21 protein-coding genes are annotated in these 23,714 nt (G+C 63.8%); 1 reads left to right on the top strand and 20 read right to left on the bottom strand.

Annotation, left to right across the window (positions count from 1 at the left end):
* Positions 1–72: 72 nt before the first annotated feature.
* From AC4NN3_RS04160 to aspS, 16 genes are all read right to left on the bottom strand, one after another.
* Entirely contained in the window at positions 73–510 is a 438-nt protein-coding gene (locus tag AC4NN3_RS04160) for a type II toxin-antitoxin system RatA family toxin (protein WP_491925842.1), read from the bottom strand.
* The gene (lipA, locus tag AC4NN3_RS04165; RefSeq protein ID WP_491925843.1) at positions 510–1,463 is read right to left on the bottom strand and encodes a lipoyl synthase; all 954 of its coding nucleotides are present in this window, start codon (positions 1,461–1,463) and stop codon (positions 510–512) included. Before lipA ends, AC4NN3_RS04160 begins: the two co-directional genes overlap by 1 nt.
* A gap of 87 nt (positions 1,464–1,550) precedes the next feature.
* Positions 1,551–2,591 carry a Gfo/Idh/MocA family protein gene (locus AC4NN3_RS04170; protein ID WP_491925844.1) on the bottom strand — a complete coding sequence of 347 codons (1,041 nt, stop codon included), beginning with the start codon at positions 2,589–2,591 and terminating at the stop codon, positions 1,551–1,553.
* A 49-nt stretch (positions 2,592–2,640) separates the two neighbouring features.
* Positions 2,641–4,080, bottom strand: coding sequence for a dihydrolipoyl dehydrogenase (gene lpdA / locus AC4NN3_RS04175; protein WP_491925845.1), 1,440 nt, complete (start codon positions 4,078–4,080; stop codon positions 2,641–2,643).
* A 42-nt stretch (positions 4,081–4,122) separates the two neighbouring features.
* A complete protein-coding gene (locus tag AC4NN3_RS04180; RefSeq protein ID WP_491925846.1) occupies positions 4,123–4,770 on the bottom strand; it encodes an SGNH/GDSL hydrolase family protein in 648 nt (215 codons plus the stop codon).
* Between the two features lie 14 nt (positions 4,771–4,784).
* Positions 4,785–6,170: a pyruvate dehydrogenase complex dihydrolipoamide acetyltransferase gene (locus tag AC4NN3_RS04185; protein ID WP_491925847.1), complete on the bottom strand. Its 1,386-nt coding sequence runs from the start codon at positions 6,168–6,170 to the stop codon at positions 4,785–4,787.
* An 11-nt stretch (positions 6,171–6,181) separates the two neighbouring features.
* Complete coding sequence (locus AC4NN3_RS04190; RefSeq protein ID WP_491925848.1) at positions 6,182–7,585, bottom strand: pyruvate dehydrogenase complex E1 component subunit beta; 1,404 nt, start codon at positions 7,583–7,585, stop codon at positions 6,182–6,184.
* A gap of 1 nt (position 7,586) precedes the next feature.
* Entirely contained in the window at positions 7,587–7,982 is a 396-nt protein-coding gene (locus AC4NN3_RS04195) for a hypothetical protein (RefSeq protein ID WP_491925849.1), read from the bottom strand.
* Positions 7,983–7,993: 11 nt separating this feature from the next.
* A complete protein-coding gene (gene pdhA, locus AC4NN3_RS04200; RefSeq protein WP_491925850.1) occupies positions 7,994–9,013 on the bottom strand; it encodes a pyruvate dehydrogenase (acetyl-transferring) E1 component subunit alpha in 1,020 nt (339 codons plus the stop codon).
* Positions 9,014–9,128: 115 nt separating this feature from the next.
* Positions 9,129–9,530 (bottom strand): FtsB family cell division protein, encoded by a 402-nt coding sequence (locus tag AC4NN3_RS04205; protein WP_491925851.1) that lies wholly within the window; start codon positions 9,528–9,530, stop codon positions 9,129–9,131.
* Between the two features lie 109 nt (positions 9,531–9,639).
* Positions 9,640–9,837 carry a hypothetical protein gene (locus tag AC4NN3_RS04210; protein ID WP_491925852.1) on the bottom strand — a complete coding sequence of 66 codons (198 nt, stop codon included), beginning with the start codon at positions 9,835–9,837 and terminating at the stop codon, positions 9,640–9,642.
* 241 nt (positions 9,838–10,078) lie between these two features.
* On the bottom strand, positions 10,079–10,276 hold the full coding sequence (locus tag AC4NN3_RS04215; RefSeq protein ID WP_491925853.1) for a hypothetical protein: 198 nt from the start codon (positions 10,274–10,276) through the stop codon (positions 10,079–10,081).
* Positions 10,277–10,383: 107 nt separating this feature from the next.
* The gene (locus AC4NN3_RS04220) at positions 10,384–10,674 is read right to left on the bottom strand and encodes a Dabb family protein (protein WP_491925854.1); all 291 of its coding nucleotides are present in this window, start codon (positions 10,672–10,674) and stop codon (positions 10,384–10,386) included.
* Complete coding sequence (locus AC4NN3_RS04225; protein WP_491925855.1) at positions 10,671–12,995, bottom strand: NADP-dependent malic enzyme; 2,325 nt, start codon at positions 12,993–12,995, stop codon at positions 10,671–10,673. Before AC4NN3_RS04225 ends, AC4NN3_RS04220 begins: the two co-directional genes overlap by 4 nt.
* A gap of 176 nt (positions 12,996–13,171) precedes the next feature.
* Entirely contained in the window at positions 13,172–14,773 is a 1,602-nt protein-coding gene (locus AC4NN3_RS04230) for an EAL domain-containing protein (protein ID WP_491925856.1), read from the bottom strand.
* A gap of 151 nt (positions 14,774–14,924) precedes the next feature.
* On the bottom strand, positions 14,925–16,721 hold the full coding sequence (gene aspS, locus AC4NN3_RS04235) for an aspartate--tRNA ligase (RefSeq protein WP_491925857.1): 1,797 nt from the start codon (positions 16,719–16,721) through the stop codon (positions 14,925–14,927).
* A gap of 198 nt (positions 16,722–16,919) precedes the next feature.
* On the opposite strand from aspS, the gene rnd reads away from it, so the two are divergent.
* Positions 16,920–18,098 (top strand): ribonuclease D, encoded by a 1,179-nt coding sequence (rnd, locus tag AC4NN3_RS04240; RefSeq protein ID WP_491925858.1) that lies wholly within the window; start codon positions 16,920–16,922, stop codon positions 18,096–18,098.
* Between the two features lie 18 nt (positions 18,099–18,116).
* On the opposite strand, the gene AC4NN3_RS04245 is transcribed toward rnd, so the two are convergent.
* From AC4NN3_RS04245 to AC4NN3_RS04260, 4 genes are read right to left on the bottom strand one after another with little or no spacing between them, the layout of a single operon-like run.
* Positions 18,117–19,652 carry a Ppx/GppA phosphatase family protein gene (locus tag AC4NN3_RS04245; protein WP_491925859.1) on the bottom strand — a complete coding sequence of 512 codons (1,536 nt, stop codon included), beginning with the start codon at positions 19,650–19,652 and terminating at the stop codon, positions 18,117–18,119.
* A gap of 2 nt (positions 19,653–19,654) precedes the next feature.
* Positions 19,655–21,826, bottom strand: a complete 2,172-nt coding sequence (locus tag AC4NN3_RS04250; protein WP_491925860.1) for an RNA degradosome polyphosphate kinase — start codon at positions 21,824–21,826, stop codon at positions 19,655–19,657.
* Positions 21,819–22,565 (bottom strand): P-loop NTPase family protein, encoded by a 747-nt coding sequence (locus AC4NN3_RS04255; RefSeq protein WP_491925861.1) that lies wholly within the window; start codon positions 22,563–22,565, stop codon positions 21,819–21,821. Before AC4NN3_RS04255 ends, AC4NN3_RS04250 begins: the two co-directional genes overlap by 8 nt.
* The gene (locus AC4NN3_RS04260) at positions 22,543–23,661 is read right to left on the bottom strand and encodes an AI-2E family transporter (RefSeq protein WP_491925862.1); all 1,119 of its coding nucleotides are present in this window, start codon (positions 23,659–23,661) and stop codon (positions 22,543–22,545) included. Before AC4NN3_RS04260 ends, AC4NN3_RS04255 begins: the two co-directional genes overlap by 23 nt.
* Positions 23,662–23,714 lie beyond the last annotated feature (53 nt).

Raw genomic sequence — 23,714 nt, forward strand, 5'->3', positions numbered from 1 at the left:
TTCAATGGCTCTAGCTCTTTGGATTGTCGCGTTTTCGAACCGCAAAGTGGAGCCACTTGTGCTGAAAACGCTTTAGCCAAACCGCCGGTCGGCCTCGTCGCTGAAGGCCTGCATGATTTCTTCCTGCTTGGCGGCAAAGGCCGGCTCGGCAATGGCGGCGACGAAGGGGTTGGAGATCTTGAAGTCGATCTCGAAGCGCACCCGCGTGCCCATGCCCTCGGGCTCGAAGCGCCAGAGGCTGTCGAGATAGGCAAAGGGACCGTCCACGGCCTTGGCGGCAATGGTCAGCGCCTGCGCATCGGCCGTCACCCGGCTGGTATAGGCCTGGGTGATCGGGCCAAAGCTCAGGGTCATCCTGGCCAGCTGCGTCTTGCCGTCGGCGGCTGGATCGGGACGGACGTCCATCGCCTTGCAGTTGGCAATAAAGCGCGGATAGTCCTTGAGATCGGCGACGATCTCAAACATGCGCTGGGGCAGATGCGGCACGTGCCGCTCGAAAAACCGTTTCATCAGTGACCCAATTTGGCCAATCGAGCGGCCTTGAGCGCGGCGAAATCCTCGCCAGCATGGTGTGACGAGCGCGTCAGCGGGCTCGAGGAGACTAGCGAAAAGCCCTTGGCCGTGGCGACAGTGGCATAGGACTTGAACTCGTCGGGCGTGACGAACTCGATCAGCGGCGTGTGCTTCTTGGTCGGCTGCAGATACTGGCCGATGGTCAGGAAGTCGACATCGGCGGTGCGCAGATCGTCCATCAGCGCCAGCACTTCGTTACGCTTCTCGCCCAGGCCCACCATGATGCCGGACTTGGTGAACATGGTAGGGTCGAGTTCCTTGACCCGCTGCAGCAGCCGGATCGAGTGGAAGTAGCGGGCGCCGGGGCGCACCTTGAGATAGTTGGACGGCACGGTTTCGAGGTTGTGATTGAACACGTCCGGCTTGGCCGCCACGACGATTTCCAGCGCCCCCGGCTTGCGCAGGAAGTCGGGTGTCAGGATCTCGATGGTCGTGCGTGGATTGCGCGCCCGGATGGCCAGGATCACATCGGCAAAGTGCTGCGCCCCGCCATCGGCCAAATCATCGCGGTCGACCGAGGTGATCACCACATGCTGCAGGCCAAGCTTTTCGACGGCCAGAGCGACATTTTCGGGTTCGCGCGGGTCGAGAGGCCCCGGCATGCCGGTGCGCACATTGCAGAAGGCGCAGGCGCGGGTGCAGATCTCGCCCATGATCATCATGGTGGCGTGCTTCTTGCTCCAGCATTCCCCGATATTGGGGCAGCCGGCCTCCTCGCAGACGGTTACCAGGCCGTGCTCGCGCACAATGGCCTGGGTTTCCTTGTAGACCGGCGAGCCCGGCGCGCGGACGCGGATCCAGTCGGGCTTGCGCAGCACGACGCTGTCGGGCCGGTTGGCCTTTTCAGGGTGCCGGGGCTTGAGCGCGGAATTGTCTATGAGCGTAACCAATTGAGGTCCTGACTGGGCAGTGTGCCCGTTATATCGCTCCCGAGGGCGGCCAGTTCAACCCGGCCTTTTTGCTTAGAGTGCCTTCGCCTATTGCATGATCTCGGCGATTTCGACCCAGTCGCCGCCGCGCGAGGCCGACAGAATCGTCGCCTGGACCAGCGCCAGCGAATGCAGGTTGTCGGCGCCCGAGCTGAAGCGGGCCGGCACGGTGCCGGTCTCGATCACCTTGGCAATGGCGCCCAGCGTGCCCCGGCGGTCGGCCAGCCCGATCGGCGCGAGATCGGTGGGCAGCAGCGCCTGGCCGCGCTCGCGCAGCGCCAGCCGGTCCGGTCCGGCCACGCCCATGAAATGGTCGCGCGAGCTCCAGATGATCTCGCCCTCCGAGCAATCCATGGTCCATTCGCCGGCCCAGGGCGTCACCGGGCCAGAACTCATCCAGGAGCCGCGATAGGAGACGATGGTGCCCTTTTCGAATTCCAGCGTCGCCACCCCGATGGGGTGGAAGTTGAACGGGCTGCCGACCGGGTTCCAGGTGCGGCAGGAGACGCGCTTGGGCTCGTCGCCCAGCACCATGCGCATCAGGTCGAAATGGTGGATCGACATGTCCGCCAGCAGCGGATCGGGCATGTCCCAGTAGCGATAGCCCTGGCTGGGCGCGTGGCGACGGAAATCGATCGATACCAGGTTGACCGGGCCGAACTTGCCGGCCCCGACCAACTCGGCGGCCGCGATCGGCGCCGGCTGGAAGCGATAGTTCTGGCTGACCATCAGCACCCTGCCCCGTTCCCGCGCCAGAGCCACCAGTTCCTTGGCCTGGGCAATGGTTGAGGCAAAGGGTTTTTCGACGATGACGTTGAGCCCCAGCTCAAGGCACTGCTTGACCACCGGGTAATGCGCCTCGGTGCGCAGGGTACAGATGGCCAGGTCCGGCTCGACGGCCTGCATCGCAGCGTCCAGGCTCAGAAAGCACTTGGACTCGGCAATGCCGAGTTCGGCCTGGACCCGGGCCAGCGCCTCGGGGTTGGAATCCACATAGCCCACCATCTCAACAGTGGGAACATTGGGGATAACTTCCTTGGTCCAGCTGAATCCCCAGTGTCCCAGCCCAACCTGAATAGCTTTGACCATGTGGACAACTCCTTGAAAATCTGTGGAAGCAGTGTGGATAAACCGGCGACTACATGTTCAGCGCGCGGCCATAGGCGTCCAGCACGCTTTCCTTCATCGTCTCGCTGAGCGTTGGATGGGGGAAGATGGTGTGCATCAGCTCTTCCTCGGTGGTTTCGAGGTTCATGGCGATGACAAAGCCCTGGATCAGTTCGGTCACTTCGGCACCCACCATATGGGCGCCGAGCAGTTCACCGGTTTTCGCATCAAAGATGGTCTTGACCAGCCCGTCGGGCTCGCCCAGTGCAATGGCCTTGCCATTGCCGATGAAGGGGAAGCGGCCGACCTTGATCTCGCGCCCGGCCTCCTTGGCCTTGGCCTCGGTCAGGCCGACGCTGGCCACCTGCGGCTCGCAATAGGTGCAGCCGGGGACCAAAAGCTTGTTGAGCCCATGCACCTTCATGCCGGCGATCTTTTCGACGGTGATCACCGCCTCATGCTCGGCCTTGTGCGCCAGCATGGGCGGGCCGGCGACGTCGCCAATGGCCCAGATCCCGGCAACATTGGTCGCGCCATAGCCGTCGATGACGATGGCGCCGCGCTCGGTCTTGACGCCGACATTCTCAAGGCCAATGCCCTCGATATTGCACATCACGCCGACGGCCGAGATCAGCTTGTCGCCGGCGATCTGCTGCTTGCTGCCATCCTTGAGCACGACATGGGCCACGACGCCGGCGCCTGACTTGTCGACCTTTTCCACCTTGGTGTCGGTCAGGATCTTGATGCCGCGCTTTTCCAGCCGCTTGCGCGCCAGGGCGGAAATTTCCGCGTCTTCCACCGGCATGATCTGCGGCAGCAGCTCGATAATGGTCACCTCGGCGCCCATGGAGCGGTAGAAGGAGGCGAACTCGACGCCGATGGCGCCCGAGCCCATGACCACCAGGCTTTTGGGCATTTCGGCCGGCTTCATCGCCTCGAAATAGGTCCAGATCTTGTCGCCATCGGGCTCGATGCCGGGCAGCACGCGCGGCCGCGCGCCGGTGGCGATGATGATGTTCTTGGCCTTGTAGGTGCCCGCGCCCAGCGGGTTCTTCGGCACCGGGCCCTGCGGCTGCACAATAGCCTTCTTGGTCGGCGCGACGGTGACCTCACCCGGCTTGGTGATGACAGCCTCGCCCCAGATGATGTCGATCTTGTTCTTCTTCATCAGGAACTGCACGCCATTGTTCATCTGCGCCGCAATGGCGCGCGAACGCTTGACCACGCCGTCAATGTCGAAGCCGAACTTTTCCGCCGTCAGGCCATAGTCCTTGGCATGGGTCATGTGGCCATAGACTTCGGCCGAACGCAGCAGCGCCTTGGTCGGGATACAGCCCCAGTTGGAACAGATGCCGGCCATGTGCTCGCGCTCGATAATGCCTACCTTCATGCCCAGCTGCGCGCCACGAATGGCCGCAATATAGCCGCCGGGACCGGCGCCGATAACGAGAAGATCGTATTGGTCAGCCATTTGGGCCTCCAGAAAAGTCACAGGAATAATTGGTTGCGTAGGTCAAAGGCCCAGCATGGATGTGACGACAGGCACCAGGGCAACCCCGATCGCCCGGGTATTGCTGGCGTCAAGGTGGACGCCGTCTTCCGGATCGGCCTGGGCCACGGTGGAGGCGTCAAAGAAGCCGGTGTCCCACTCCTCGGCGCGGCGGGCATAATGGGCGGCGAACTGGCTCGACTGCTCGAGGCCATGGGCCAAGCCGCCAAAGTGGCCCATCATGTCAGTGTTCTCGCTCTGGCAGAGCAGCGGCGGGGCGATCAGCAGGATCCTGGGCGCCGTCTCGTCCTTGCCGGCATAGTGGCCGCGGATGATCTGCACCAGCCGGCGCATGCCGAACGAGGCCTCCAACGCCGAGCCGCAGATGGCCGGCTTGATGTCATTGGTCCCCAGCATGATGATGACGAGGTCGAGCGGGCTGTGGCTTTCGAGCAGCGTCGGCAGAATGCGGGCGCCATTGCGGTCGGCATTGGCATACCAGTCGTCCGACACCGTGGTGCGGCCGCCCAGCCCCTCGGCAATGACCCGCGCCTTGCCGGCGAGCCCGGCTTCGAGCGCGCTCGGCCAGCGATCTTCATAGGCGTGGCGCATGCCGCCGGTCGGATTGGCCCCAAAGGTCAGACTGTCGCCATAGGCCAGAATGGTTTTCATGGAGCCAGGCCCTCCTAGGCCAGCATCATCACGGGATTTTCGATCAGCCCCTTGAACACGCCGAGCACTTCGGCGCCCAGGGCGCCGTCGACGGCACGGTGATCGCAGCTGAGCGTCACGGTCATGAACTGACCGATCTTGATCTCGCCCTTGTCGGCGAAGACGCGTTCTTCACCCACGCCGACGGCCAGGATCGTGCCATGCGGCGGGTTGATCACCGCCGAGAAGCTGGTAATGCCGAACATGCCCAGATTGGAGACCGAGGAGGCCCCGCCCTGATATTCATGCGGCGCCAGCTTCTTGGACTTGGCGCGCGTCGCCAGGTCCTTCACGGCTTCGGAAATCTCGCGCAGGCTGAGCGTATCGCAGGCCTTGACCACGGGGGTGAAGAGGCCACCCGGCACGGCCACGGCAACCGCCACGTCACTGCGCTTGTGGTAGAGGATGCTGTCGCCGGCCCAGGTGGCATTGGCCAGCGGCACGCGCTGCAGGGCGACGGCCCAGGCCTTCATGACGAAGTCATTGACCGAGAGCTTGTAGCCCGGCTTGCCATCCTTGCCCTTGGGCGCGGCGGCATTGATCTGCTCGCGCGCCGCCATCAGGGCGTCGATGCGGCAATCGAGGTTGAGATAGAAATGCGGCACGGTCTGCTTGGATTCGGTGAGGCGTGCGGCCACCACCTTGCGCATGCCATCGTTCGGCACGAGGTCGTAGCTGCCCTCTTCATAGAGCGCCAAAACCTGCGCCTTGGTCATGCCGGTGGCGGCAGCACCACCCGATGCCGGAGCACTCGCAGCGGCGGCAGCGGCCTTGAGCGGGGTTGCGCCCGACTTGGCAGCAACCACGTCGGACTTGACGACGCGGCCCTTGGGACCGGTGCCGGAAATGGCGGCGACATCGATGCCGGCATCCTTGGCCATGCGCCGGGCTAGCGGCGAGGCAAACACCTTGCCACCCTCGGCCTTTGGCGCAGGCGCCGCAGCCGGCTTGGCCGGTGCAGGGTCAGCCTTGGCGGTCTGGGCCGTCTGCGTTGCCGCATTGGCTTCCTTGATCGCGCCAGCATCGGCCTTGGCCGGCTCGGCAGCTTTGGGCGCCTCAGCCTTGGGCGCTTCTGCGGCAGGCGCGGCCTTTGGGGCACCCATGTCGCCGGCGCTTTCGCCGTCCTGCAGCAGCACGGCGATCACGGCATTGACCTTCACATTCTCGGTGCCTTCGGGCACCACGATCTTGCCGATCTTGCCCTCGTCGACGGCCTCGACTTCCATCGTGGCCTTGTCGGTTTCGATTTCGGCGATCACGTCACCGGAGGAGACGGTGTCGCCCTCCTTGACGTGCCACTTGGCAAGCTTGCCCTCTTCCATCGTCGGAGAGAGCGCCGGCATGGTGATATCAATTGGCATCCCGGTTCTCCTTACGAGCGATAGGTCACGGCATTGACCGCGGCGATGACGTCATCGACATGCGGCAGCGCCAGCTTTTCGAGATTTGCCGCATAGGGCATGGGCACGTCCTTGCCGGTCACGCGCATCACCGGCGCATCGAGATAATCGAAGGCCTGTTCCATGACGCGGGCCGACAGTTCGGCACCAATGCCGCCCTGCGGCCAGCCCTCTTCCACCGTGACGAGGCGGCCGGTCTTCTTGACCGACTCGATCACCGTATCGCTGTCGAGTGGCCGCAATGTGCGCAGATCGATCAGTTCGACATCGACGCCGGCAGCGACCAACTTCTCGGTGGCCTGGGTGGCGTAGCGCATGCCCATCGAGAACGAGACGATGGTGACGTCGGCGCCCTTGCGGGCAATGCGCGCCTTGCCGATCGGCAGCAGGAAATCGTCCATCTTGGGGACGAGGCCGGTCGAGCCGTAGAGGATTTCGTTTTCGAGGAAGATGACGGGGTTGGGCGAGCGGATGGCTGCCTTGAGCAGGCCCTTGGCATCGGCCGCGCTATAGGGTGCGATCACGGTCAGGCCCGGAATGTGGCTGTACCAGGCCGAATAGTCCTGGCTGTGCTGGGCGCCGACGCGCGAGGCGACGCCATTGGGGCCGCGGAACACCATGGGTGCCGTTACCTGGCCGCCCGACATATAGAGCTGCTTGGCCGCCGAGTTGATGATCTGGTCGATAGCCTGCATGGCAAAGTTCCAGGTCATGAATTCCACGATCGGCTTGAGGCCAGCAAAGGCCGCGCCGACCGCCAGGCCGGCAAAACCGTGCTCGGTGATCGGGGTATCGATGATGCGCTCGGGGCCGAATTCCTGCAGCAGGTTCTGGGTGATCTTGTAGGCGCCCTGGTATTCGGCGACTTCCTCGCCGATGACGAAGACGTCCTTGTCGCGGCGCAGCTCTTCGGCCATGGCCTCGTTGAGCGCCTGGCGCACGGTCATCTCGACCATTTCGACGCCGGCGGGCAGGTCGGGATCGCTCTGCGCCACAAATTTGGGCGCTTCGGCAGCAGGCGCCTTGGCCTCGGCCGGCACGCTGGCGGCGGGAGCCTCTGCGGCAGCAGGCGACTCGGCGGCCGCGGCGCTGGTCGTCTGCTCGGCAACCTTGGGGGCGGTCTCGCCGGCCGTTTCGCCTTCGGCCAGGACCATGGCGATCGGGGTATTGACCTTGACGCCCTCGGAGCCCTCGGCCACCAGCAGTTCGGTGACCACGCCCTCGTCGACCGACTCGACTTCCATGGTCGCCTTATCGGTCTCGATTTCGGCCAGCACGTCACCGGACTTGACGGTATCGCCGACCTTGACGAGCCACTTGGAGAGTTTCCCCTCTTCCATCGTCGGCGACAGTGCGGGCATCAGGATTTGAGGCATATCAGCTCTCCACAAGAGGGGCGCCGGGCATAGCCACACGGCGAAGATGGGTATTGAAGGCAAGGTCGGCTGGCGCGCCGGCCGGATTGACGAGCAGCCCGGAGGTCACCGGTGCCGGTGGCATGGCGGCCTGGTTGACCGCCCAGCCGCTGAGCGTGACGCCCAGCACGATGAAGACGAGAAAGGCGATGGCAGCCCGCTGGTAGATCTGGACATGCTGTGCCGCCGCCGGACCCGCCTTGGCCGCAAGCCGGTGGAATTTCCACCAGCCCAGCAGCATGAAGGGGCCCAGCTCTTCGCGGGCGGGTGCCAGCTGCACCATCTTGACGGCCTGCATCACTGCCACGACCAGTGACAGCAAGGCAAAACCGGCAATGACCCCAAGCAACATGCTCATTATTGAGCCTCTCAGGCGCTGATGGTGATGTCAGTCCACAGCTCGGCCGGATCGGGCTCGGGCGCATTGGTGGCAAAATCGGCTGCTTCGGTGACGATAGCGCGGATTTCGTTTTCGATGGCCTTGAGCGATTCCTCGGTCTGGGCGCCGGATTCCAAGAGGCGCGCCTTGACCTGTTCGATGGGGTCGCGTTCCTGGCGGTACTTGGTCACTTCATCCTTGCTGCGATACTTGGCCGGGTCGGACATGGAGTGACCACGATAGCGATAGGTCAGCATTTCGAGGATGTAAGGCCCCTTGCCGGACCGGGCATGCTCGATGGCGCGCTGGGCGGCGTCATGCACCATGCGCACATCCATGCCGTCGACCTGTTCGCCGGGAATGTCGAAGGAGGCGCCGCGCATCGAGAAATCGGTGGTTGCCGAGGCGCGCTCGGTCGACGTGCCCATGGCGTATTTGTTGTTCTCGATGATGAACACAACCGGCAGCTTCCACAGCTTGGCCATGTTGAAGCTCTCATAGACCTGGCCCTGATTGGCCGCGCCGTCGCCGAAATAAGCCAGCGATACCGAGCCATCGCCGCGATATTTCGAGGCGAAGGCCAGGCCATTGCCCAGCGATACCTGGGCGCCGACAATGCCATTGCCGCCGTAGAAGCGGTGTTCATTGGAGAACATGTGCATCGAGCCGCCCTTGCCGCGGCTGAGGCCAGCCTCGCGACCGGTCAGTTCGGCCATGACGCCCTTGGGGTCGAGCCCCATGACCAGCATGTGGCCATGATCGCGATAGCCGGTGATCTGGGCGTCCTTGCCCTTCTCGCTGGCCATGGTAACGCCGGTGACCACGGCTTCCTGGCCGATATAGAGGTGGCAGAAGCCACCGATCAGGCCCATGCCATACATCTGGCCGGCCTTTTCCTCGAAACGCCGGATCAGCAGCATTTCGCGATAGGCCTCGAGCTCCTGCTCGGGCGTGAATTCGGGGATATTGGATTGCGTCTTGGCCTGGGTGGCCACAGCTTTACGCGCCATTAAGAACGCTCCGCATCGGATTGGAATTGCCGCTTCGGCCGGTTTGGCCACAGTCCGCTACCATAACCCCGGCGACTGGCGAAAAGCAATGCTCATTCAAACTGGAAGATAAGCTTTAAAGCGTTGAATCCGCTTCAATAATTGCACTTAACTCGTCTGTGGTTAATTCTTGAAATTTACTGGAAATAGGTTGACCGGTGGTCTTGTCGACCATGACGATGACGTCGTCGGCATTGGCCATGTTGAGCAGCGCGCGGGCCCGTTCGGTGACGATATCGGGGTCCAGACGACGCGGATCCATCAGCGTGGCGCGGTGGCGATAGTCATCGATCTCGGCCTGCAGCGCCGCCGATCTGGCCTTGAGCTGGTCGATGTCGAGCAGGATTTCAGTGCGGTTATCGATGCCGAACTGCCCGCCAATCGCGGAGAATCCCAGATAGCCCTGGAAGCCAAGCAACGCGACGGTCAATGCGAGAGGGCGCCAGATGGCAGGGCGTTTGAGACGGGTGGTGGGCATATGACTGGGCAAACCGGAACTTGACCGTTCCAGTGTGCCCGAAAGGACTTAACGTGGGGTTGCGATGCGCTCTGCCAACTGCCTGGCGCCAGAAGCCCCCTGCGCCCGCTCAACCGACCATCAGGGAATAGAGGGCGATAGCGAGTGCAAGCAAACCTGCCCAGCTGGCGGCCGCCAGCACAATTATTGTCAACAGCCGGTGCCTGCGCAGCCAGTCTATTGCCGGCTTGGGATAGCCCCAGGCCTCAATGCGCTTCAACAGGTTTTCCAGAACTGGATTCCTTGCGGTCCATTGCAGCTTTTTCACGAGGGCGTTGCCCCCAAGTCAAACCGGCACGGCCGAGTCAGTGGGGCCAGGCCAGGGACAGGCAAGGTCATCGCCTCGAACCAGACTCATCGTTTCTGGTAGCCGATTTCCAGGCGGCGCTCAACATTGGGGGCCTGGGGCCGCGCCGACGGTATCATGCAGCCCAGGCATGGCCGAGAATTCGGCAGCCACATGGCCAGGGACCCCAGAGCCATCTCGAGGATGCCAGCCCGCCGCACGCCTATCGGGCAGCGACACCACCGCCGAGGGGAAACCACAGCTGCGTGGCGATAGCGTGCAGACCCATGCCAATGGCGACAACGCTGACCCAGCTCAACAGCGCCAGCACGACAATGACGAGGAGACGCCGGTTGCGGAGCCAGTCGATCGCGGCAAGGGGACAGCCCCATGCCTCCAGTCTTCTATAGATTGTCTCCACCCGGCATGCTCCCCACCCTCACCTTAATATATGCTGGAGAAGAATTTGATGGAAAGCCGTGTTTGCAGTTCATTAGCCAATTTGGTTCGGCGTGGCATCCAGCTCGCTTAGAGGGCCTCGTAGTCGAGCTCCATGAAGCGGGTGACTTCGGGCACCCAGCGCTCGGCGACGAAACCGGCATGGAGCGGATGGGCATCATAGGCGGCATAGGCCGCCGCATCGGCAAAGGTCATCGAGAAACCGAAGGCAAAGTCGGTCTTGGGACTGACCTGACGGCGCTGTTCGAAGTGCTCGACGCCGGGTATCTCGGCCAGCACCATGGCACTGCGCAGGAAGTCGTGCTCTTCCGGCGATCCGGGCGCATGCTTGAGGCTGAAGGCCACGGTATGAATGATCATGCGTCGGTCCCCATCGCCTCGGTGGCGGCAATGGCGGCCATGTTGACAATGCCACGACTGGTGGTCGAGGGCGCTAGGATATGGGCCGGCGAGCTGGTGCCCATCAGGATCGGGCCAACGGAAAGCGCGTTGTTCATTTCCTTGAGCAGCGTCATCGACAGGTTGGCGGCGTCCAGATTGGGGAACAGCAGCAGGTTGGCTTCCCCGCCCAGCACCGAGTCGGGCACATAGCGCTCGCGTAGTTCCTGGTTGAGCGCCAGGTCGCCCTGCATCTCACCCTCGACGATCATCTCGGGGGCGACCAGCTTGAGCTTCTTGTACACTTCGCGCATCTTGTAGGCGCTGTCGCCGTCGCGTGAGCCGAAGTTGGAATAGCTCAACAGCGCCACCTTGGCCTCGATATTGAAGCGCTTGAGATGGTCGCGCGCCTGCAGCGCAATGCCGACAATCTCGTCGGGCGACGGGTCGATATTGACATAGGTGTCCGCCAGGAAGAAGGCGCCGCGCGGCATCAGCAGCAGCGACAGCGCCGAGACGTCCGCCACCCCATCCTGCAGGCCGATCACCGAGCGGATGTCGCGCACATGGCGGATGAACCGCCCCTGCAGCCCGCAGATCAGCCCGTCCGCCTCGCCGCGGCGCACGGCCAGAGCCCCAATCACCGTGGTATTGGTGCGCACCACCTGCCGGGCCGTATCGGGGGTCACCCCGTCGCGGCCCACCAGCGAATGGAAGAGGCTGACATAGTCGCGATAGCGCGGATCGTCCTCGGGATTGATCACCTCGAAATCGATGCCGGGGCGCAGGCTGAGGCCGAAGCGCTCGATGCGCGCCTCGATCACCGAGGGGCGACCGATCAGGATGGGCCGGGCAATGCGTTCCTCGAGCAGGACCTGGGTGGCGCGCAGCACGCGTTCATCCTCGCCATCGGCAAAGGCGATGCGCTTGTTCTGCCCCTGCGACCGGTCGATGATCGGCTTCATGACGAGGCCGGAGCGGAAGACGAAGCGGTTGAGCCCGTCCATATAGGCCGGCCAGTCGGTGATCGGATTCTTGGCGACGCCCGATTCCATGGCGGCGCGGGCGACGGCCGGCGCGATGCGCAGGATCAGCCGCTGGTCGAAGGGGTTGGGAATGATGTGGTCGGGCCCGAACACGGCCGGCGCGCCCGAGGGCGAGACTTCGAGGCCCGGCTCATGCGCCAGCTTGGCGATGGCCCGCACCGCAGCCAGCTTCATTTCCTCATTGATCGTGGTAGCGCCGACATCGAGCGCGCCGCGGAAGATGAAGGGGAAGCACAGGACATTGTTGACCTGGTTGGGGAAGTCCGAGCGCCCGGTACACACCATGGCGTCCGGCCGCGTGGCCTTGGCCAGTTCGGGCAGGATTTCCGGGTTGGGATTGGCCAGCGCCAGCACCAGAGGCTTTGGCGCCATCCTGGCCAGCATTTCCGGCTTCAGCGCCCCGGCGGCCGACAGGCCGAGGAAGATGTCGGCGCCGTCAATGACTTCGGCCAGTGTCGTCGCGTCGCTGACGCGGCGGAACTGGCCGCGCCACTTGTCATTGATGTCGTTGCGCTTGTGGGTGACCAGGCCATCCTTGTCGGCGACCCAGATATTCTCGTATTTGGCGCCGAGCGCCACGAGTACGTTGAGGCAGGCAATGGCCGCGGCCCCTGCCCCGGAGGCGCAGATCTTGACGTCCTCGATCTTCTTGCCCTTGAGCTCGAGACCGTTCAGCACGGCGGCGCCGACGATGATGGCGGTGCCATGCTGGTCGTCATGGAATACCGGAATGGGCATGCGCTCGCGCAGCGTTTCCTCGATCTCGAAACAGTCGGGTGCGCGGATATCTTCGAGGTTGATGCCGCCAAAGGTCGGCCAGAGCGGCGCCACGGCGTCGATGAACTTTTGCGGGTCGATCTCGTCGATTTCGAGGTCGAACACGTCGATGCCGGCGAACTTCTTGAACAGGACAGCCTTGCCTTCCATCACCGGCTTGGAGGCCAGCGCGCCGATATTGCCCAGGCCGAGCACGGCCGTGCCGTTGGAGATCACGCCGACCAGGTTCTGCCGCGAGGTATAGCGGGACACCGCCTCGGGATTGGCGGCGATTTCCTCACAGGGGGCGGCGACGCCAGGCGAATAGGCCAGCGCCAGGTCACGCTGGTTGCCCAGAGGCTTGGTGGCCTGGATCTCGAGCTTGCCGGGCTTGGGGAACTCGTGGAAATGCAGCGCGGCGTCGCGCAGGGCTTTCCGCTGTTCATTGACGTCAGTGGACACCTGGTTCTCCTCTGCAACACGCGCTCGCAACGAGCCCATGCACCGGTATGGGTCCGCGTTCGTGCCACCAATTGCCGGCCTTGAAAAGGGGCTAGCGGCCGCGGGCAAACATCCATGGGCGGTTTTCCGCCATGCGGATGCAGCGGTCGCGCCGCAGAGACCGGCCTGCCCCCTCCAGGGGCAGGCTTGGACCAGCCGAAAAGCGCCCGCAGCCCCTAGGCGGCGCTGGCGACAACGGCAGCAATCGTGGTCGGCTCGGCCTGATTGGCGTGCAGGGCCAGAGCCAGCTCCTTGAAGGCGCCATGCTTGAGCGCGGGGGCAAAGATGAAGCCCTGCGCCTGCACCACGCCGCGCGCCCGCAGATAAAGCGCCTGAGTCTCGGTCTCGACGCCCTCGGCGACGATCTCGCAGTCGAGGTCCTTGGCCATGGCGATCAGCCCGTCGAGCACCGGCACCTGGGTGGTCCCCGGTTTGATCATGTCGACGAAAATCCGGTCGATCTTGATGATGTCGATGCCCAGAGTGCCCAGATAGGCCAGGTTTGAATGGCCGGTGCCGGCGTCATCCATGGCGAGGCGACAGCCCAGCGCATGCAGGCCGGCGATCACGCTATTGGCCACGGCCGAATTGGCCAGCGGGTGCCGCTCGGTGATTTCAAACACGAGCTGACGGAAATTGACCGGCGAACCGCCAAAGATGGCCTGCACGTCCTCGACGATGCTGTCGTCGCGGAAATGCCCCTCGAACAGGTTGATGGCCACCTTCATCTCGGGCATCAGCAGGCACAGGTCGCTGAGGTCGAACTTGACCTGCTGCATCAGCGACAGCGTCATCGGGATGGCCAGACCGGTCACCTCGGCATAGTCGATGAAGGCGCCGGGCGGCACGATCTCGCCATTCTTCTTTTCCCAGCGGCACAGCACTTCGCAACCCACCAGTTCGCCGGTGCGCAGGTTGATGATGGGCTGGTAATACGGCTTGATCTCGCCGCGCGCGATGCCGCGCTCCAGATCGAAGGCCGGCACGCGGGAGCGCCGTACATAGTTCAGCGCCAGCACCAGGAAGGCTGCGCTCATCAGGCAGGCGACGATGGTGAAACTGACGTCGAGGTCGGCATAGCCGGCCCGCGCCACGGCAAAGGGCATGGCATATTCGACCTTGAGCGGCAGCTCGCCGGCAAAGGCCTGCCCATAGACGAATTCGGTCGACTCGGCGCGGCGGTCAAAACTGGCGGCGTCACCGATGGTCATGATCGAGGTGCCGTCAGTGAGCAACACGCGCAGCATGGAGCCAGGAGCGATGCCTTCGCTCAGCGTGCCCTTGGTCTGGCCGAGGATCGGCACGAAGGCCGAGACCCGACGCAATTCCCCAAAAGCCTGGGTGATCTTGAGCGCCGGCATGTCCATGCCGGCGAACTGCACCAGGGTGATGGTTTCGATATGACCGGGCACCGGCAGTTCGCGCGACAGCGGCGAATAGCTGACATTGCGCCCGAAGGCATCGCAGTATTGAACACCATCGGCGTTCTCGACCAGCACCTGCTTGAGGTTGAGGCTGGATTCGATGGCCACCTGCACATTGGCCACGAAAGTGGGCGTGCAGAGCGAGGGACTGTCGGCCAGGATGCGCCGCAGGGCGGCTATGGCATCGTTGGAGCCGATCGAGATCTGCGAGGTAATGGTTCTAACATATTGCTGAGAAATGTCTTTCTCTCGCACCCGGATATAGGCGTCGAGCAGATAATCCACCGCCACGATGGGGACGAACGCCAGAATGGCGCCCAGCAACATCAGGATATTGGAGTATCGGGTCTTCAATGGACGAATCCGAAACGGCGAACGACACCATCATCGGTAACAACCAGCCTTTAACGGATCATTAACGCTGGTTAATTTCCAGCAAACTCCCGGCCAATACAGTGACGGCCCCCGCTTGCGGGGGCCGTCTATGCTCGGTTTCGGCAGCGGCCTATTTCTTGTCCTGCACGTTCAGGCGGATGCTCAGCTCGCGCAGCTGCGCGGCCGAGGCCTGGCTGGGGGCGCCCATCAGCAGGTCTTCGGCCTGCTGGTTCATCGGGAAGGCGGTGATCTCGCGCAGGTTCTGCACACCGCAGAGCAGCATCACCACGCGGTCGACGCCAAAGGCAGCGCCGCCATGTGGCGGGGCGCCATACTGGAAGGCGCGGTAGAGGCCGCCGAACTGCTCCTCGACCTCGTCCCTGCTCTTGCCGGTCAGCTCGAAGGCCTTGACCATGGTCTCGGGCAGCTGGTTGCGGATCGAGCCGGAGGCGATCTCATAGCCATTGCAGACCGCATCATATTGATAGGCCTTGATGGTCAACGGGTCCTGGCTGTTGAGCGCCTCGATCCCGCCCTGCGGCATGGAGAAGGGGTTGTGCGCGAAGTCGACCCGCTTGTTCTCTTCGTCCCATTCGTAGAACGGGAAGTCGACGATCCAGCACAGCGCGAACTGCTCGGTGTCGATGACACCCAGATCGGTGCCGACCTTGGTGCGGGCGTCGCCGGCAAATTTGTAGAACTTGCCCGGGCGGCCGCAGACGAAGAAGACGGCGTCGCCATCCTCGAGCCCGAGCTCGGCCTTGATTGCGGCCGTGCGTTCTTCACCGATATTCTTGGCGATCGGGCCGGAGCCCTGCCCTTCCTTGAAGAAGATATAGCCCAGGCCCGGCTGGCCCTCGCCCTGCGCCCAGGCATTCATGCGATCGCAGAAGGCCCGGCCAATCGGCTCGGCGCCGGCCTTGTTCCTTGCGGGAATGGCCCAGACCTCGACCTTGTCGTCGGCCTCGATCTGATTGGCAAAGACCTTGAAGCCGGAGCCGGCAAAGTGCGCGGTCACGGCCGACATCTCGATGGGGTTGCGCAGGTCGGGCTTGTCAGAACCATATTTGCGGATCGCCGTGTCATAGGGAATGCGCGGCCAATCCTTGGTGACGCGCTTGCCCTCGGCGAATTCCTCGAAGATGGCTGTCATGATCGGCGTCATGGTGTTCCAGACGTCTTCCTGGGTGACAAAGCTCATTTCCAGGTCGAGCTGGTAGAACTCGCCCGGCAGGCGATCGGCGCGCGGATCCTCGTCGCGGAAACAGGGTGCGATCTGGAAATAGCGATCAAAGCCAGCCACCATCAGCAGCTGCTTGTACTGCTGGGGTGCCTGCGGCAGGGCAAAGAACTTGCCGGGATGAATGCGGCTGGGCACGAGGAAGTCACGTGCGCCTTCCGGCGAGGACGCGGTCAGGATCGGGGTGGAATATTCACCGAACCCGGCTTCACCCATGCGGTTGCGCATCGAGGTGATCACCTTGGTGCGCTTGACGATATTGGCGTGCAGTTTTTCGCGGCGCAGATCGATGAAGCGGTACTTAAGGCGGACATCCTCTGGGTAGTCCTGCTCGCCAAATACCGGCAGCGGCAGTTCCTTGGCGGCCGAGAGCACCTCGATCTCGCGGATGAAGACCTCGATCGTGCCGGTCGGCAGGTTTGGATTGACCACCGAGGCGTCGCGCAGCTTGACCTCGCCATCGATGCGGATGACCCATTCCGAGCGGACCTGTTCGGCGGCAGCAAAGGCCGGCGAATCGGGGTCGACCACGGCCTGGGTCAGGCCGTAATGGTCGCGCAGGTCGATGAACAGCAGCCCGCCATGGTCGCGGATACGGTGGGCCCAGCCACTGAGGCGGACGGTTTTACCAGCGTCAGCGGCGGTCAGGGCCCCGCAGGTGTGCGAGCGGTAGCGATGTAGCGTCATGGTGAAAAGCTCTGCAAAAGGCCGGAATCTTGGGGCGGAAAAGCGCATGGGAGCCCCCAATTGTCAAGGCGAACACCCAGCCGCGGCCGGATTGCCCCTGCCCGCGGCTAAGGCCTTGCTGCCGGGGCAAATCCGGTCTGGAGTGGGCCTGCCGCACCTGCTAGTAACAATCTTGACGATTTTGAGACGGGCGCTCGTATGGACCTGATAGTTTCCACAGACGTTCTCGCTGCCTTTTGCGAGCGCGCTGCAAAGTTCGATTTTGTAACGGTCGATACCGAGTTCCTTCGGGAAACCACCTACTGGCCCAAGCTCTGCCTGGTGCAGGTGGCCACCGATGACGAGGCGGTACTGATCGATCCGCTGGTGCCCGGTTTCGACCTCGACCCGTTCTACGAACTGCTGGCCAACCAGGCCGTCACCAAGGTGTTCCACGCCGCCCGGCAGGATATCGAGATCTTCGTCAAGGCCACCGGGCAGGTGCCCGAGAACATCTATGACACCCAGGTCGCTGCCAGCGTGTGCGGCTTTGGCGACAGCGTCTCTTACGACAACCTGGTGCGCGCCGTCACCAATGTCGAACTCGACAAGTCGAGCCGCTTCACCGACTGGTCGGCGCGGCCGCTGTCGGAAAAGCAGCGCCTCTACGCCATCGCCGACGTCACCCATCTGCGCGACATCTATCGCGAACTGGTCAAGCAGGTTGCCGCCACGCGGCGCGGCGATTGGGTCGAGGATGAAATGGCCATCCTGCGCAGCGTCGATACCTATGTGGTGCAGCCCGAACAGGCCTGGGAACGCCTCAAGATGAAGATCAGCCGGCCACGCGACCTGGCGGCCCTCAAGCAGCTGGCAGCCTGGCGCGAACAGCGCGCGCAGGACAGTGACCAGCCGCGCAGCCGCGTGCTCAAGGATGACGTGCTGTTCGAGCTGGCCATGCAGCGCCCGCTGACCGCGGATGCCTTCGAGCGTCTGCGGGCCGTGCCGCGCGGCTTCGGCCGCAGCTCGGCTGCCGCCGAGATCATGGCCCTGCTCAAGGATGTCGAGTCGCTCGGCAAGGCCGAGTTGCCCATCATGCCCGAGCGCTATCGCGGTCCCTCGCCCAAGGGCGCCGTCGGCGACCTGGTGCGGGTTCTGCTCAAATCGGTGGCCGAGCAGCATGGCGTGGCCGCCCGCATCATTGCCACTTCCGACGAGATCGATGCCCTGGTGCTCGATGACGCGGCCGAGGTGCCCGCCCTCAAGGGCTGGCGGCGCAAGCTGTTCGGCGAAAAGGCCCTGGCCATCAAGCATGGCCGCATCGGCCTTGTCGCCACGCGCAAGGGTATTGTCGAATTTGCCATCAAGGATCACGAGGACGTGGCCGCCGCCGAATAGCGGCGCGGCGCCCTGGGTCTAGAGCACGCGGACCGTGGCGGTCTTGTAACCGACGATGCCGGCAAAGGTCTCGAGCCGGTTCTGCAGGTGCTCGCCGTCGAGAAAGGCCAGCTCGCTGGGCAGGACCAGCGACAGGCCGTCACCCACCAGCTCGAAATGGATGCGCGGCAGCACGCCGGGCATGGCCGCCGTCATCGGATAGGCGACGCGGAACAGCGCCCCGATCACCCGCGCCCGCTGCGTCAGCGCCGCATTGCCCAGCGAGACCAGCGAGGCCGCCGCCTTGCTCTTGGGGCCGTCATAACGAATGGCGATGACCTGCGCGAGGAAGGCCCGGCCGGGATGATCAACGCCGCTGAGCGAGCCATAGGCGACGGCGTCAATGCTCTGGGAGCCGCGATAGTCCGGATGGGTGCGCCAGCCGATATCGGAGAGCAGGCACGCCACGGTGCGCAACCGGGCCTCGTCAGCGCTTTCCGCGACGCCAGCAACGGCGAGGAATTGGCCGGTAAAGGCGATCAGGTCATTGGCATGGGCCGGCGAGCGCGACCGCAGCACCGAGAGTTCCTCGGCGCCCTGGATCAGCGGGTCGATGGCCTGTTCGCGCGGATCGAGCATGCCGTAGAGGAAGCCCTCGCGCACGCCCAGGGCGGAAAATACCACTTCCTTGAACCGCCCGGCCTTGAGCACCTCGCCCAGCACCGCGGCGCCATAAGGCACCAGCTCGCGCCGGGAGGAGCTGACCTGGTCAGCGCCGTCATAGCCCTTGGGGGAATTGGCGGCGACGATGCCGGCGCAGAAGGCGATCATTTCCTCGGCCGGCACCACATAATGCTGCACCATGTGCAGCGGATATTTCGTGACGATCTGGTGCAGCTTGGCCAGAGCGCGCCATGTGCCGCCAATGGCGGCAAAGGCGCTGCCCTGGTCGGCGCTGGCCAGAATGGACTGGGCCAGGCGCGCGCCGACGATCTCGGCGGCCTTGCTGGGCGAGCCATTGCTGTCATCCTGCAGCCGGATCACGCCAAGCTCGAACGACTGCCCGTCGGTATCGCTGCCATTGGAGATGCTGGAGAGTTCAAGGCTGCCGCCGCCCAGGTCACCCACCAGGCCGTTAAAGCCCAGAATGCCGGCAACCGCACCGAGCGCGGCGTAATGGGCCTCCTGCTCGCCGCTGAGCACCTGTACGCTGCTTTGCATCAGCGCTTCGACCGCGCCGACGAACTCGTCGCGATTGGCCGCGTCGCGGACGGCCGAGGTAGCGAGGATGAAGACCTTGCCCACCCGCATCATCCGGCTCACCAGGGCAAAGCGTTTGATGGCGTTGAGCGCCTGGGCCATATTGGCCTCGGCGAGGCGGCCGGTCTGGCCGACCCCGCGCCCCAGGGCGCAGGCGGATTTCTCGTTGTAGAGCGGCGTCAGCGCGCGGGCATGCCGCTCATAGACCACCAGACGCACCGAGTTGGAGCCGATATCGAGCACGGCCACGGGCTTGGCGCCCTTGATGCGGCCCTGGGCCGTCGGATCGGCGTCAACGCCCCAGAACTTGTTCAAGCCTAGTCCTCGTCTGCTTCGACCGGGCCGGCGCTGCCGCGGCCCGACAGCGATGGATTGGTCATGAAGTAGTCATGCGCATTGAACGGCTCTTCGCCGTCGGCGACCCGCATACGATGTGAACTGCCATCCGGCAAGACTTCCCAGCTCTGCTGGTTGTCACGCAGATAGGCAACCAGAATCCGGTCGAGGATCTGCTTATGCACGGTGTTGTTGAGAATGGGCACCATGACCTCGACCCGCCCGTCCAGGTTGCGGCCCATCAGGTCGGCCGAGGAAATATAGACCTTGGCGCGACTGTTGGGCATGGCCTGGCCATTGCCGAAGCAGTAGATGCGGCTGTGCTCGAGGAAGCGGCCAACCACCGACTTGACCCGGATATTGTCCGAGAAGCCGGGGATGCCGGGGCGCAGGCAGCAGATGCCGCGCACGATCAGGTCCACCTTCACGCCGGCCTGGCTGGCATCATAGAGCGCATCGATGATGGGTGGATCGACCAGCGAGTTCATCTTGAGCAGGATGCTGGCGGGCTGGCCATTGCGGGCAAACTCGATCTCGCGATCGATATCGTCGAGCAGTTGCTGGCGCAGGTTGACCGGGGAGACGGCGATGGATTCCAGCTCGGTGGGGCGAGCATAGCCAGTGATGAAATTGAACACCCGTGCCACGTCGCGCGTGATGGCGGGGTCGATGGTGAAGTAGCTCAGGTCGGTATAGATCTTGGCGGTGATCGGGTGGTAATTGCCGGTGCCGATATGGCAGTAGCTGACCAGTTTGCCCTTTTCGCGCCGCACCACCTGGCTGAGCTTGGCATGGGTCTTGAGCTCGATGAATCCGAATACCACCTGCGCCCCGGCCCGCTCCAGGTCGCGGGCCCAGCGGATATTGGCCTCCTCATCGAAGCGCGCCTTGAGCTCGACCAGACACGTCACCGACTTGCCCGCTTCGGCCGCCAGCACCAGCGCCTTGATGATCGGGCTGTCAGCGGAGGTGCGATAGAGCGTCTGCTTGATGGCCACCACGTCGGGATCGCGGGCGGCCTGCATCAGGAACTGCGCCACCACGTCGAAGCTCTCGAAGGGGTGGTGCACCAGGATATCCTTGGCGCGGATGGCGGCAAAGCTGTCGCCGTTATAGTCGCGGATGCGCTCGGGGAAGCGCGCGTGATAAGGGGTGAACTTGAGGTCCGGGCGGTCGACATCGCAGACCTTGCTGGCATCGGCGAGACCGAGGAAACCGTGCACTTCGAACACGTCGGCGTCCTTGACGCCCATCTGCTCGCCGATCTGCCGCTTGAGGGCGCGTGGCATCGAGCTTTCGATCTCGAGCCGGATCACCTGGCCGCGGCGGCGCTGGCGCAGGGCGCTTTCGAACTCCACCACCAGGTCGGCGGCCTCGTCGTCGATTTCGATTTCGCTGTCGCGGATCACCCGGAAGGCGCCCGAACCGGCCACTGAATGGCCGGGAAACATCTTGTGGAAGAAAATCTTGACCAGCGTGTCGATGGTGACGACCTCGCTGCGGCCTTCAGAGACCAGCGCATTGGGCAGGTTGATGAAGCGGTCCAGATTGCCCGGGATGCGCACCAGCGCGGTCAGCGGCAGGTCGCTGTCGGGGCGCTTGAGCTCGAAGGCGAGCGCCAGGCCCAGATTGGGAATGAAGGGAAACGGGTGCGCCGGATCGACCGCGATCGGCGTCAGCACCGGGAAGATTTCCTCGCGGAACAGCTTTTCCAGATACCCCACCTGATCGGGGGTCAGGTCGTCCTGTTCGTGGATCACCACGTTCTGGGCGAACAGTTCCTCGCGCAGGTCCTGCCAGTGATCCTGCTGCTCGAGCTGCAGGTGCTGGGCAAGCGTGGCGATTTCCTCAAGCTGCTCGGCCGGCGTCAGGCCGTCAGCGCTCTGCTTGGAGAGGCCGGCGCGCAGCTGGCCCTTGAGGCCGGCCACGCGGACCATGAAGAATTCATCGAGATTGTTGGCCGAAATCGAGACGAAGCGCAGGCGCTCCAGCAGCGGGTGATGCACATTGCCGGCCTCTTCGAGCACCCGCATGTTGAACTGCAGCCAGCTGACCTCGCGATTGACGAAGCGGGCCGGGCTGGTGCGCAGCGCCTGGCTGTCCGGAACGGCGGCATCGGCGTCGGTTTCGGAAAACTCGCTCATGTCATTCATCGGCTAGACCATCCCCATCCTGTTCATCGCGCGCTTCTCCCCGGTCGATGCGGCGGCGATCGAGCGCATCGGCAGCAATGGTGCGGGTAATGGCACTACCCTTGGCCAGAGCCAGTCTATCCATCAGATCGGCAAGAAGCACGGCCTCTTCCGTCGAGCGCTCCATGCGGGCCACCAGATAGGCGATGATGCGCGGATCGACCTTGATCTGCCGGTCGCCGAACAACTTCACGAACATCTGTGACAATTGAATGTCGTCGGTCAGCTCCAGGGCAAAGGCCGTGGCCCGGCGGGCCCGCGAGCGCACATCATCGGTCAGCAGCGGCCAGCTCGCAATGTCCTCGCGCGCCGTCAGCAGGATCGGCCGCTGCTCGCGCAGCGACTGGTTGAGCAGGTGGAACAGCCCGGCCTCGTCATAGCCCAGCCTGTCGACATCCTCGACGATCAGGGGCAGCCGGCCGCCCTGGGTCGCCAGAGCAGCCAACTCATCGACCCGCGCCAGCCGCGCTTGGCTGCGGTCGGCAAAGATGCGCGCCAGGTGCGATTTGCCGGACTTGGCCGGCCCGACCAGCAGGGTTACCGGTTCGGACCAGTGCGGAAAGGCCATGATGCGGGCATGGGCCAGGGCATTGCCCTCGCCGACGAGGAAATCGGCTTCGCCCTGCGCCGGCGTGTGGTCGAGCTCGAGCGCCAGCTGCCGTGTGGTTCCCAGATCTTCAGGGGGCACGGAGTAGGTCATTGCTCGCATCAGGCTGGGTGGTCGCGACCGCCTCGCCGCCATAACCCTGGTACAGGCTGCTGGCCTTGTACTTGCTCACCCCATAACGCACCAGCACGCCGACAATGGCCGCCAGCGGCACGGCCAGCAGCAGGCCGACAAAGCCGAACAGGGCGCCAAAGGCCAGCAAAGCAAACATCAGCCAGACCGGGTTGATGTTGATGCTGGAGCCCACCAGCTTGGGATAAAGGATATTGCCCTCGATGAACTGCCAGCCGAGGAAAATCCCGGCAACCGCCACGACCATCCAGTAATTGGGCCAGAACTGCACCAGAGCGATACCGATCGACAGGCAGAAGCCGAAGGCAAAGCCCATGAAGGGCACAAAGCTCAGCAGGCCGCTGATCAGGCCGACGGCCAGGCCGAAATTGAGGCCAACCAGGCTCAGCGCCGTGGCGTAGAACACCGCATCGATCAGCAGCACGCCGCCCTGCCCGCGGATCACCCCGGCCATGGACTTGTCGATATCGCCCAGAATGCCGTTGATCTCGGTCTTGTGGTCGCGCGGCAGCAGGCCCTGCAACCCGCGCACCATGCCTTCCCAGTCGAGCAGCAGATAAAAGGCCACCACCGGCGTCAGCACGGTCAGGCCGATCACGGCTGCCCCGGTATAGCCGATATTGACCAGTTCGGCCGGCAGCGTGGCGATGAAACCGAGCACCTGGCGCGTCAGATCGTTGATCGAGGTCTGGAACTGCGCCGCCCGCTCGGGGCCGAGCCACTCATAGAAAGATGGCGACCATTCGGTGACCAGCCCCTGCAGGTCCGACACCAGGCGCGGCAGGCGCTGGATCAGCTCGATGAGCTGCTGGCCCACCATGGGCACGAAGAGAAAGAACATGCCGACAAAGATGGTGATGACGCTGAGCAGCACCACGGCGGTGGCCCAGCCGCGGCTGAAGCGCCAGCGCTGCAGCTGGTTGACCAGCGGGTTGAGCAAATAGGCCAAAGCCGCGCCGATCACGAAAGGCAGCAGTACGCCGCGAAACAGCCAGAGCATCAGGACCAGGACCACCAGGAACGCGATCCAGATCAGCACTTGATTTCGCAGCGTCATGGTGGCGGGCGGCCCTTGCATGGATGAAGTGGAGAAGCTATCAGGCCCTCTAG

It is taken from the genome of Devosia sp. MDV22-iso42 (genome assembly GCF_058629155.1).